This is a genomic window from Mesorhizobium album (assembly GCF_033977205.1).
In the GTDB taxonomy this organism is placed as follows: domain Bacteria; phylum Pseudomonadota; class Alphaproteobacteria; order Rhizobiales; family Rhizobiaceae; genus Mesorhizobium; species Mesorhizobium album.
Genome location: NZ_JAVIIW010000030.1, coordinates 69,595 through 81,011, shown reverse-complemented (window position 1 = coordinate 81,011; position 11,417 = coordinate 69,595). Strand labels below are relative to the sequence as shown.

Sequence of the window (11,417 nt, the reverse complement as noted above, 5' to 3'; positions counted from 1 at the left end):
CGTCTTCGTGCCGCCGCCCTTCGCCGCCGATTCGATCATGGAGGCGGCGGATGCCGGCATCAAGCTTTGCGTGTGCATCACCGACGGCATCCCCTCGCAGGACATGATGCAAGTCAAGCGCTACATGCGCCGCTACCGCTTCGAGGACCGCATGCGCCTGATCGGGCCGAACTGCGCCGGCGTCATCACGCCCGGACAGGCGCTGATGGGCATCATGCCGGGCTCCATCTATCTGCCCGGCCGCGTTGGCATCGTCGGCCGCTCCGGCACGCTCGGCTACGAGGCCGCCTCGCAGATGAAGGCGCTGGGCATCGGCGTGTCGACCAGCGTCGGCATCGGCGGCGACCCGATCAACGGCTCGTCCTTCAAGGACATCCTGAAACTGTTCGAGCAGGACGACGAGACCGATGCCGTGGTGATGATCGGCGAGATCGGCGGGCCGCAGGAAGCCGAAGCCGCGATCTGGGCACGCGACAATATGCGCAAGCCGCTGATCGCCTACATCGCCGGGCTTTCGGCGCCGAAAGGCCGGCGCATGGGCCATGCCGGCGCCATCATCTCGGCCTTCGGCGAATCGGCACAGGAGAAGGTCGAGATCCTGAAAGACGCCGGCGTCGTCATCGTGCCGACGCCCGCCTCCTTCGGCGAGGTCGTGGCCGAGACGCTGGCGCGGACAAAGAAGGCGGCGTGATTCCGATCAGGCAATCTGCACGCACCTGCAAAGCTTGAAGCGGCGGCCGGTCTTTATGACCGGCCGCTTCCGTTTTGGCTCGCCAGAAAACCACACAGAGCGGATGCTCGTGTGCCGCTTCAATTCACCGGCCGGTCAAAAGAAACTTGTCGGGGAGTTTTGGTGCGGTCGAGAAGACTCGAACTTCCACGGGTTGCCCCACAGCGACCTCAACGCTGCGCGTCTACCAATTCCGCCACGACCGCACGTGGTAGGAGCCGGAACCGTCCGGCCCGGGGCCTGTAGCAAATCGTTTCCGGCGAAACAAGGGTGCCGTGCGGAATATTCGCTAATGCGTGTCGCCCAATAGTGCGTAGCGGTTTTCGGAGAACGACATGCATCAGACAAAGCTGCCGGCACAACGCTCTACAGCCTCGCCGCGGGCCGGCGGAACTGGACGTTTTTGTCGATTGCCGCCATATGATGGGCAATCGCATGTCGCCCGAGGCCGCCGACCGGTTTCTGGCTCAAACAGATATCTGAGCCCGCCGGGATTCGGGGTCCGGTCCGGCGCGCCTCAGAAGAGACGCGCCATGACAGAACGCAGCCAGATCGCCACGTCGTTCCTGCCCCTTCCCGGTTCGGCGCCGGTCGAATGGGTGATCGAGCCCGGCCTCACAGCCTATCCCGACGCGCTCTCCATCATGGAAGCGCGCGCCGAGGCGATCCGCAGTGGTGCCGCCGGCGAGATGGTCTGGCTGGTCGAGCACCCGCCGCTCTACACGGCCGGCACCAGTGCCCGAATCGAGGACCTGATCGAGCCCGACCGGTTCCCGGTCTTTGCCGCCGGCCGCGGCGGCGAATACACCTATCACGGCCCCGGCCAACGGGTGGCCTATGTGATGCTCGATTTGAAGCGCCGGCGCGAGGATGTCCGCGCCTTCGTCGCAGCGCTCGAAGAATGGATCATCGGCACGCTCGCCGCCTTCAACGTGCGCGGCGAGCGGCGCGAAGACCGAGTCGGGGTCTGGGTGGTGCGGCCGGATCGCCCTGCACTGCCTGACGGCTCGCCGGCCGAGGATAAGATCGCCGCCATCGGCATCAGGCTCAGGCGCTGGGTGAGCTTTCACGGCATTGCCATCAATGTCGAGCCGGAGCTTTCCCATTTCGGCGGCATCGTGCCCTGCGGCGTCTCGGACCACGGCGTCACCAGCCTCGTCGACCTCGGCCTGCCCGTCACCATGGCCGACCTCGACCTCGCGCTGAAATCCGCCTTCGAGGGCGTGTTCGGGCCTGCCGCGGTCCCGCTCGCCGAGCCGGCTCGCAAGGCAGGCTGAACCCCGCTCCGGCCTAGGGTGTGCTGAGAATCAGGTCAGGCCGAGTCGGAGTCGAAGACGGGCGCGAAGCGACCAAACAAGGTGGGTTCCGAGAACCGGAGCGGAGCGTACTTAAAGTACGTGAGCACCGGCCTACGCCGGCCGTGGCCTTAGTTTAGCTGCTAGGCCACTCATGAGTGCTTTGGCCGGCGAAGGCCGGAAGCGCAGCAACCCAACGTTTGCAGGCCGGCATCACCAGAATCTCAACACACCCTACATCAGCTGCGCGGCGGCCCAGAGCACGCCGTAGCCGTGGATTGAAAAGACCGCCAGCAGCGCGCCGGCCATGGCCAGGCGGTCGAAGGCACGGATCGGCTTCAGCTCGTGACGCGGCTTCACGCCGCTTCCCACGGTGAGCAGGCTCAGCATCGAGAACACCGCGCCGGCGACGAGCAGGAAGCTGGGCGAGAAACCGGCGCGCCAGCCGAGCGCCAGCAGGGCCGACAGCAGCAGGAAAGAGGCCAGCGCGAGCGCGAGGGGCTCCGGGCAGATCTGACGCAGCACCTGGCCGCCGTCGAACTTCCACACCGGCACCAGATTGGCGATGTTGAACAGTGCCGCGCAGCCGGCAAGCGTCGCCAGCAGCGCGGCGGCCAAATGATGCCCCGCGCTGCCGGCAAAGCCGCTGGCTGCGATCAGGACCGGCACCAGGAAGGCGGAGAAACCCGCACCCATCAGCGCCACGAAGGCGACCTCGAAACGGCTGTCATAGGGCCTGCCGCCGATGGCGATGCCGCCGAGCAGCGGGATGAAGATCATCCGCGCCCGGCGGTGCCCGGTCAGGCGGAATGCCGCCATATGACCGAGCTCGTGCAGGGCGACCACCGAGGTCAGGATCGCGGCCAGCGCCAGCCCGCCGGGGTTGAGGCCGAAGAACGGCCACAGGATGAAGGCCGAAAGCACGGCAAAGCCGATCTGGCTCACCGGATGCTCGAACCAGCCGCCCTTGCGGTACTTGCCGGTTCTCGCCCAGACCTGCAGCTTGGCGAGCTCGCGGCGCATGGCGAAGTAGCGGAAGATCAGGAAAGCGACGCCGCGATAGCGGTCGGTTTGCGTGAGCGTGACCCGCGTCGCACCGCCTTCTGGCGCGAGCTCGGTGGTTTCGCGATAGTCGGTCCAGAAGGATGGATCGAGCGCCGTGTCCTCGATGACGCGCATCGAGAAGCGGCTGCCTTCCACCACATCGTCGAACCGTGCCTTGCGTTCGATCGGCCGCCCATCCCGCCCTTCCCAGGACAGTTTGATCAGCGCCATCCCCTCGCCGTCCAGGGGTTCGGTGGAGAGGATTTCACCCGACCAGCCGGCATCGCTGGCGAGCGGCCACAGCGCCTGCCAGAGGCGATTCCGCTCGGCCTTGATGACGCGGTTGACGCTGACCGTGCGCAACCCGAGCGGCGCCGTCATCAAGAGAAAGATCAGTCCGAGATTTCCGGCCACGAGAGTGACCGTGGCGATGACCGACACTGCCCTTGCTCCCCGTCTTTGGGAGCCAACCTAGCGACAGCGCGGCCAAGAAAAGCTTAACAACGGGGCGGACCCTTCGCCCGCCCAAGGAAGCGGCGGCGAGCCGCCTGCTCACATGGCGCCAATCCAGATCGCCATGGAAATGAGGAAGGTGCTCATGCAGACCAGCGAGACGACATCCTGAACCAGATCGGCCATAACTCTCTCCTGTTGTTAGTATGTTCGTAATTTGTTCTAATTTTGTTCGAATGTCAACGATCAGAGAGCGGCGCGCCAAGTGAATCCGGCGACCCGTTTGAGCACGGTTAAGGAAAGGTTGACGGACGAGATGCCCGACCGGCCTCTACCGCAAGGCAATCGCTTGTGGTTTGAATTTTTTTTCGGGAGTCTGCGCTGCCCCTCACCTGCCTACCGGCATCCTCTCCCCGTATAGTGCCGGGGAGAGGGGCGCTCTCATCGCTGGTTTTGCCAATCGCAAATGTTGCAGGAAAGAACCGGCATTGCGGCCAGCCTCTTCTCCCCGTTTACGAGGAGAAATGCCCGGAAGGGCAATGAGGGGCGGCGCCGACTTCGACAGTTTTTTCCTCTGGCCGAAGCGACTGCCGGAAGGCCTCATCCGAATATCGACCTGCCCTACAGCGGCACGACTTTCCCCTCGGCCAGCGTCACGCGCCGGTCCATGCGGGCGGCCAGCTCGTGATTGTGGGTGGCGATCAGCGCCGCCAGTCCCGATTGCCTGACCAGCGCCTCAAGCGCATCGAACACGTAGGAAGCGGTCGCCGGATCGAGATTGCCGGTTGGCTCGTCGGCGAGAAGCACCAGCGGCGCATTGGCGACGGCGCGCGCTATGGCCACCCGCTGCTGCTCGCCGCCGGAAAGCTCCGACGGCCGGTGCTGCGCGCGCTTGCCGATCTGCATGTAGTCGAGCAGTTGCGCCGCCCGCTCGGACGCTTCCTTGCGGCCAAGCCCCTTGATCAGCTGCGGCATCATGATGTTCTCGAGCGCCGAGAACTCCGGCAGCAGATGGTGGAACTGATAGACGAAGCCGATATCGTTGCGGCGGATCGCGGTACGTTCCTCGTCGGAGAGCCGGCCGCAGGCGCGGCCGGCAAGGATCACTTCGCCGGCGTCCGGCCGCTCGAGCAGGCCGGCCGTATGCAGTAGGGTCGACTTGCCGCTGCCCGATGGCGCCACCAGCGCCACCATCTCGCCGCGCCTGAGCGAAAAGTCGGCGCCGTTCAGGATGGTGAGCTTGCGCGGCCCCTGCAGATAGTGCCGCTCGACGCCCTTCAGCTCGATAATGGCTTCGGCCATCACTCGTACCTCAAGGCTTCGACCGGATCGAGCCGCGCCGCCCGCCATGCCGGAAACACGGTCGCCAGGAATGACAGGCTGAGCGCCATGATGACGACATAGGTTGTCTCGCGCGGGTCCATCTTGGCCGGCAACTGGCTGAGGAAATAGAGCTCGGGGTTGAACAGGATCCTGCCCGTCATCCAGGAGAAGAACTGGCGGATCGATTCGATGTTGAGGCAGATGACGACGCCGAGCAGCACGCCGGCGATGGTTCCGGTGACGCCGATCGCCGCACCGGTCATCAGGAAGATGCGCAGGATCGCGCCGCGCGAGGCGCCCATGGTGCGCAGGATGGCGATGTCGTGCCCCTTGTCCTTCACCAGCATGACCAGGCCGGAAATGATGTTGAGCGCCGCCACCAGCACGATCAGAGTCAGGATCATGAACATGACGTTGCGCTCGACCTGAAGGGCCGAGAAGAAGGTCTCGTTGCGCTGGCGCCAGTCGACAAGGTCGATCGGCCGCTGCGCCGCCTTTTCCACCTTCGGCTTCAGCGCATCGACATTGTCCGGATTGTCGACATAGATCTCGATGGTTTGCGCCCGCCCGTCCATGTTGAAATAGAGCTGCGCCTCGGAGAACGGCATGTAGACGATCGAGCTGTCATATTCCGACATGCCGACCTCGAAGATCGCCGTCACTTTGTAGCCCTTCATGCGCGGCGTGGTGCCGAGCGGGGTCACGTCGCCCTCGGGCGAGATCAGCGTGATGGTGTCGCCGAGCACCAGCCCGAGATTCTCGGCCATTCGCTTGCCGATCGCCACGCCCTCGCCGGTGTCGAAGCCGTCGAGCGTGCCCTGCTTGATGTTGCTGGAAACGATCGAGATCTTGCCCAAGTCCTCGCCGCGGATGCCGCGCACCAGCGCGCCGGTGCCGCCGCCGACATTGCCTTGCGCCAGCACCTGCCCGTCGATCAGCGGGATGGCGTATTTGACGCCGGAGACGCCGTTGATGCGGCTTGCAACCTGCGCGTAGTCCTCCAGCGGCGAATCCAGCGGCTGCACGATCAGATGACCGTTGACGCCGAGGATGCGGGTGAGCAGCTCAGCGCGAAAGCCGTTCATCACCGCCATGACGACGATCAGCGTGGCGACGCCCAGCATGATGCCGAGGAAGGAGATCGAAGCGATGACCGAGATCACCGTCTCCTTGCGCCGCGAACGCAGGTAGCGCCACGCCACCATGCGCTCGAAGCCTGAAAAGGCGCCGGCTGGTGATCTGGCTACTGCCGCCTTGCTCATCAGGCGATACCCAGGCGCTTCTTGGCTTCGGCGATCGGCAGCGTCTCGCGCTCGCCGCTCCGGCGGTTCTTGATCTCGACCTCGCCGCTGGCAACCCCGCGCGGGCCGACGATCACCTGCCAGGGCAGGCCGATCAGATCGGCGGTGGCGAACTTGCCGCCCGGCCGCTGGTCGGTGTCATCATAAAGCACGTCCCTGCCAGCCGCGGTCAGCGCAGCATAAAGCTCGTCGCAGACGCGGTCGCATTCGGCGTCGCCGACCTTCATGTTGATCAGGCCGATATCGAAGGGCGCCACCGATTCCGGCCAGATGATGCCGTTCTCGTCATGGCTGGCCTCGATGATCGCCGCGATCAGCCGCGTCGGGCCGATGCCGTAGGAGCCGCCCGAGACGAAATGGTCCTTGCCGTCGGGACCAGTCACCTTGGCGTTCATCGGCTTGGAATATTTCTCGCCGAAGTGGAAGATATGGCCGACCTCGATGCCGCGCGCGGAAAGACGGTCACCTTCACGCACGTTCGCCCAGGCCGCCTCGTCATGCATTTCGTCAGTGGCCGCGTAAGGCGTCGTCCAATCCTTCACGATGTCGCCGATCTCGGCATCGTCGGAGAAATCGGTGTCCTCGCCCGGCACCGCCAGCGACAGATATTCGCGGTCGCAGAATACCTGGCTCTCGCCGGTCTCGGCCAGGATGATGAACTCATGGCTGAGGTCGCCGCCGATCGGGCCGGTGTCGGCGCGCATCGGAATGGCCTGCAGCCCCATGCGCGTGAACGTCCTGAGATAGGAGACGAACATGCGGTTATAGGCGGCCTTGGCGCCCTCATAGTCGAGGTCGAAGGAATAGGCGTCCTTCATCAGGAACTCCCGGCTGCGCATCACGCCGAAACGCGGCCTCACCTCGTCGCGATACTTCCACTGGATGTGGTAGAGGTTGAGCGGCAGGTCCTTGTAGGATTTGACATAGGCGCGGAATATCTCGGTCACCACCTCCTCGTTGGTGGGGCCGTAGAGCATGTCGCGGTCCTGGCGGTCCTTGATGCGCAGCATCTCCTTGCCGTAGTCGTCATAGCGGCCGCTTTCGCGCCACAGATCGGCCGACTGGACGGTCGGCATCAGGATCTCCAGCGCACCCGCCCGGTTCTGCTCCTCACGGATGATCTGGCAGACCTTGTCCAGCACGCGCTTGCCGAGCGGCAGCCAGGAAAAGCTGCCCTGCCCCTGCTGGCGGATCATGCCGGCGCGCAGCATCAGCCGATGCGAGACGATCTCCGCCTCGCGGGGGTTTTCTTTGAGAATGGGCAGGAAATAGCGCGACAAACGCATGGAACGTTCCGTAAGTGAGGATGGCGGCGCCGGAATCGGCGCAACCGAGGCTGCTTGCCCGGGCTTCATAGCCATTTCATGACGGAATGGAAACCCGAGCACTCCAAAGTGTTGGGCCTTCCGCACCTGATCGAAGGGAGTGTTTGGCCGCCAAAGTGCCGCTTGTGGCTTTTGATCGATTCACAAGCAAGCCTTGCCGCACTATTGTGCACTGCAGCACGATATTGCCCGTTTGAAGGCAAAATTCTTCGTGACATTTTCACCTGCCTTGGTCTAGTGTGCGCCGATAACCGAGAGGGCGGAGAAAAATCTGCTCTCCTACGCGGTCAAAGTCTTGGGAGGATGCGATCTAGGCGCGGTAACTCGCTGCCGCCGGACACCGGAAACGGATCGGACGCGTTTAAATTGCAAGGCCTCGTGCCTTGCATTTTTTTTGTGCAATCATCTGCTTAGCACGACAAGCTGCCAAACAGCATTACGCTGCGTCAGCCGTTGAAATGGGAAGCCGGCTTCCGATTTCAACCATCGCGCGTGGCTGTTGCTTAATACTTGCGGAACCGTACCGAGGACTTTAGTGGCCGTCGCCACGACTGCCGTCGCTATGACTAAAGTCCGGCACGATGTGCGGAATGTCGTCGAGGCTGAGGCCGAGCCCCCTCGTCAGGCCGTAGAAAGTGCCGATCACGATCGCGGTGACGATCGTCGTGCGGATTGCCGCGCGCAGCATATGCGGTCCCTTCGGCGCACTCGAAACCGTGCCGAGCGTCACGTCATGGTCCTCGTCCTGCGTGCGCAGGCTGAACGGCAGCACGGCAAACAGCACCAGCCACCAGGTGACGAAGAACAGCGCGACAAACGAAATCCAGTTCATGCCTGCTCCAGTTCGACGAGCGTGCCGAAGAAGTCCTTGGGGTGCAGGAATAGTACCGGCTTGCCGTGGGCGCCTAGCTTGGGATTGCCGTCGCCAAGCACGCGCGCGCCGCTCGCCTTGAGATGGTCGCGCGCGGCAAGGATATCGTCGACCTCGTAACAGACGTGGTGCATGCCGCCCGACGGATTCTTCTCCAGGAATGCGGCAATCGGCGAAGCCTCGCCCAGCGGCTCCAGCAGCTCGATCTTGGTGTTGCCGACATCGACGAACACGACAGTGACGCCATGCTCAGGCAGCGCCTGCGGAGCGCTCAGCTGCGCGCCCAGCGTATCGCGATACGTCGCCGTCGCCGCGGCCAGATCCGGCACGGCAAGCGCGACATGGTTCAGGCGTCCGAGCATATAGCGCTCCGCTTTTAGGGAGTAAGGGAGTAGGGCAATAAGGGAGTAGGGGAAAAACAAGACTGAAGAAAGTAACTGCTCGCTCTTCCCTACTCCCCTACTGCCTTACTCCCCTATTCCCTTATTCGTCACCGCGTGACGAATACAGTCACCAGCGGCTTCTTGCCCCAGGCTTCATTGGCGGCGCCGCGAACGGCGCGGCGCACGGCCTCCTGCACAAGGTCGAGGTCTTTTCGGCGCTGGCGGGGGATGGAGTCCACCGCGCCGATTGCCGCATCGACCATCAGGTCCTCCAGCAGCTCGCCGCTGGCGTCGGTCTCGGCGACGCCGATCGCCACCAGGTCTGGGTCTCCCGCGAGTTCGTATTTCTCGTCGAGCACGACGTTGACCGCGACATGCCCGGCATAGGACAGCTTGCGCCGGTCGCGTATGCCCATCGCCTGGTCGGAGCCGATCAGAAACCCATCCTTGTAGAGGCGGCCAAACGGCACCTGGTCGATGATCGTCGCCGGACCCGGCCAGAGCCTGAGCATGTCGCCGTCGCGCACCTGCGCCACCTGGCCGATGCCGGACATCGACATCAGCGAGCCCTGCGCCACCAGATGCGCCGCCTCGCCATGCACCGGCACGCCGATCTGCGGCCGCACCCATTCATACATCTTGCGCAGCTCGCTGCGCCGCGGATGGCCTGAGACATGCACCAGCGCGTCGCCGTCCTCGATGATCTTCATGCCGAGGTCGATCAGCCGGTTCTTGATCTCGAGGATCGCCTTCTCGTTGCCGGGAATGGTGCGCGAGGAAAAGACGACCGTGTCGCCGGCCGTCAGCGCCACCGATTTCATTTCGTCGCGCGAGAGCTTCGCAAGTGCGGCCAGCGGCTCGCCCTGGCTGCCGGTGCAGATGACCACCAGGTTCTCGCGCGGGATGTAGCCGTAATCTTCCTCGGCGATGAATTCCGGCAGGCCGTCCATATAGCCGAGTTCGGTCGCGACATCGATGACGCGCTTCAGCGAACGGCCGAGCACCAGGCATTGCCGGCCGGCATCGCGCGCCGCCTTGGCGATCGAGATGATGCGCCCGACATTGGAGGAGAAGGTGGTGACCGCGACGCGGCCCTTGGCCTTCTCGATGACGCCCTTGAGGCCCTCGCCCACCGCCACTTCCGACGGCGAGTCACCTTCCCTCAGCGCATTGGTGGAATCGCAGATCAGCGCCAACACGCCCTTGTCGCCATAGGCGCGGAAGCGCGCCTCGTCGGTCTTCGGGCCGATCGTTGGCGCCGGGTCGATCTTCCAGTCGCCCGTGTGGATCACTGTGCCGGCCGGCGAGGTGATCGCGAGCGACATCGGCTCGGGGATGGAGTGGGCCACCGGGACAGCCTCGATCTCGAACGGTCCGATCGTGAACTTCTCGCCGGCCCGGTAGATCGTGGCCGGGATCTTCGGCGCGTTCTGTTCGCCCTGCCGCTTGGCCTCGAGCAGGCCGGCCGTGAAAGGCGTCATCCAGACGGGAACCTTCAGCTTCGGCCAGACATCGAGCAACGCGCCGTAGTGGTCCTCATGCGCATGGGTGATGACGATGCCGCGCAGCCCGTCGAGGTTCTCCTCGATGAAGCGCGTGTCCGGCAGGATGAGATCGACGCCCGGATGCGCGGTATCGGGAAAGGTAACGCCGACATCGACGACGATCCATTCGCGCGTGTCGGCGGGCCCATAGCCATAGAGGGCGAAGTTCATGCCGATCTCGCCGACGCCGCCAAGCGGCGCGAAGACGAGTTCGGCGTTTTCAGTATTCGCCATAAATTCCTTTCCTTCCTGGCCTGTCGGCCAAGCCACTCGCGCAATTCCAATGTGTCACGGTTTTCCGTGCGGAATTGCGCAAAAGCAAAATTATACCCGCGCCGACGCGACCGCGCCGAAATGCACGTCGCCGGCCGCGATCGTCAGAACCGATCCGTCATCGTCGCGGATCACGAAACGGCAGTCCTCGTCAATGGTTTCGAAGACGCCGCGCACCACATTGCCGCCAATTCTGACAGCAACCTTGCCGCCGAGCCCCGCGGCGCGCGTCAGCCAACGCTTCCTGATGGCTGAGAGCCCGCGCCCGTCGTCCCACAGCCTGGCATTCTCGCTCCAGGCATCCGAAAGCGCCAGGAACAGCGTCTCGGCATCGCAAGTGGCGCCGAGCGCCCGCAGCGATGTCGCCGGATAGGGCAAATTCTCGGGATAAGCCACGACATTGACGCCGATGCCGACGGCAACCGCGAAACGGTCGCCCTCGAGCAGGGTCGATTCCAGCAGGATGCCGGCAAGCTTGGCGCCGGAGGCGAGAACGTCGTTCGGCCATTTCAGCTCGAAGCGGTTGCGACCCTCGCTGGCTCCGTCCAGGCCAACGGCGATCCGGCCTTGCGGAACGATGGCGTCCAGCGCGTCGGCGAGAGCAAGCCCGGCGACGAAGCCGAGCGTCGCGGCGAGCCTGAGCTCGCCGCCGGGAACCAGCAGCAGCGTTGCCGCCAGATTGCCCTCGGGCGTCGCCCAGGCACGGCCGCGCCGCCCTCGCCCGCTTTCCTGCTTCTTCGAGACGATCCAGAGCTTGCCCGGATCGCCAGCGCGAGCACGCTCCAGCGCCAGCGCGTTGGTCGAGCCGACGCTGTCATGGGCCTCGAGCCGGAACCCCTCCGACGCCGCGGTTGGAGCCAGCCGAAATGCCATCC

10 protein-coding genes and 1 tRNA gene are annotated in these 11,417 nt (G+C 64.3%); 2 read left to right on the top strand and 9 right to left on the bottom strand.

The window, feature by feature from the left end; all coding sequences use genetic code 11:
- Positions 1-691, top strand: a 691-nt coding sequence (locus tag RFN28_RS23250) for a succinate--CoA ligase subunit alpha (RefSeq protein ID WP_320289558.1), incomplete at its 5' end; no start/stop codon positions are given.
- 160 nt (positions 692-851) lie between these two features.
- Here RFN28_RS23250 and RFN28_RS23245 read toward each other — a convergent pair.
- Positions 852-936 (bottom strand) — tRNA-Leu (locus RFN28_RS23245).
- A 327-nt stretch (positions 937-1,263) separates the two neighbouring features.
- Between RFN28_RS23245 and lipB the strand changes: the two genes are divergently transcribed.
- Positions 1,264-2,007 (top strand): lipoyl(octanoyl) transferase LipB, encoded by a 744-nt coding sequence (gene lipB / locus RFN28_RS23240; RefSeq protein WP_320289557.1) that lies wholly within the window; start codon positions 1,264-1,266, stop codon positions 2,005-2,007.
- A gap of 252 nt (positions 2,008-2,259) precedes the next feature.
- Here the strand turns inward: lipB and RFN28_RS23235 are convergent, their stop codons facing one another.
- The 8 genes from RFN28_RS23235 to RFN28_RS23200 all read right to left on the bottom strand — a co-directional run bounded on the left by RFN28_RS23235 (position 2,260) and on the right by RFN28_RS23200 (position 11,415).
- Positions 2,260-3,510 (bottom strand): site-2 protease family protein, encoded by a 1,251-nt coding sequence (locus RFN28_RS23235; RefSeq protein ID WP_320289556.1) that lies wholly within the window; start codon positions 3,508-3,510, stop codon positions 2,260-2,262.
- Between the two features lie 633 nt (positions 3,511-4,143).
- Complete coding sequence (locus RFN28_RS23230) at positions 4,144-4,827, bottom strand: ABC transporter ATP-binding protein (RefSeq protein WP_320289555.1); 684 nt, start codon at positions 4,825-4,827, stop codon at positions 4,144-4,146.
- The gene (locus RFN28_RS23225) at positions 4,824-6,107 is read right to left on the bottom strand and encodes a lipoprotein-releasing ABC transporter permease subunit (RefSeq protein WP_320289554.1); all 1,284 of its coding nucleotides are present in this window, start codon (positions 6,105-6,107) and stop codon (positions 4,824-4,826) included. The genes RFN28_RS23230 and RFN28_RS23225 overlap by 4 nt, the downstream gene beginning before the upstream one ends.
- A complete protein-coding gene (proS, locus tag RFN28_RS23220; protein WP_320289553.1) occupies positions 6,107-7,432 on the bottom strand; it encodes a proline--tRNA ligase in 1,326 nt (441 codons plus the stop codon). Before proS ends, RFN28_RS23225 begins: the two co-directional genes overlap by 1 nt.
- 571 nt (positions 7,433-8,003) lie before the next feature.
- Positions 8,004-8,303, bottom strand: coding sequence for a DUF1467 family protein (locus RFN28_RS23215; RefSeq protein ID WP_320289552.1), 300 nt, complete (start codon positions 8,301-8,303; stop codon positions 8,004-8,006).
- Entirely contained in the window at positions 8,300-8,704 is a 405-nt protein-coding gene (mce, locus tag RFN28_RS23210) for a methylmalonyl-CoA epimerase (RefSeq protein WP_320289551.1), read from the bottom strand. Before mce ends, RFN28_RS23215 begins: the two co-directional genes overlap by 4 nt.
- 128 nt (positions 8,705-8,832) lie before the next feature.
- A complete protein-coding gene (locus RFN28_RS23205) occupies positions 8,833-10,503 on the bottom strand; it encodes a ribonuclease J (RefSeq protein WP_320289550.1) in 1,671 nt (556 codons plus the stop codon).
- A 90-nt stretch (positions 10,504-10,593) separates the two neighbouring features.
- The gene (locus RFN28_RS23200; RefSeq protein ID WP_320289549.1) at positions 10,594-11,415 is read right to left on the bottom strand and encodes a biotin--[acetyl-CoA-carboxylase] ligase; all 822 of its coding nucleotides are present in this window, start codon (positions 11,413-11,415) and stop codon (positions 10,594-10,596) included.
- Positions 11,416-11,417 lie beyond the last annotated feature (2 nt).

Bases quoted from the DNA above. Each gene is read 5' to 3' on its own strand.
- lipB (WP_320289557.1), top strand. From the start codon at position 1,264: ATGACAGAACGCAGCCAGATCGCCACGTCGTTCCTGCCCCTTCCCGGT.
- RFN28_RS23205 (WP_320289550.1), bottom strand. From the start codon at position 10,503: ATGGCGAATACTGAAAACGCCGAACTCGTCTTCGCGCCGCTTGGCGGC.
- proS (WP_320289553.1), bottom strand. From the start codon at position 7,432: ATGCGTTTGTCGCGCTATTTCCTGCCCATTCTCAAAGAAAACCCCCGC.
- mce (WP_320289551.1), bottom strand. From the start codon at position 8,704: ATGCTCGGACGCCTGAACCATGTCGCGCTTGCCGTGCCGGATCTGGCC.
- RFN28_RS23225 (WP_320289554.1), bottom strand. From the start codon at position 6,107: ATGAGCAAGGCGGCAGTAGCCAGATCACCAGCCGGCGCCTTTTCAGGC.
- RFN28_RS23215 (WP_320289552.1), bottom strand. From the start codon at position 8,303: ATGAACTGGATTTCGTTTGTCGCGCTGTTCTTCGTCACCTGGTGGCTG.
- RFN28_RS23200 (WP_320289549.1), bottom strand. From the start codon at position 11,415: ATGGCATTTCGGCTGGCTCCAACCGCGGCGTCGGAGGGGTTCCGGCTC.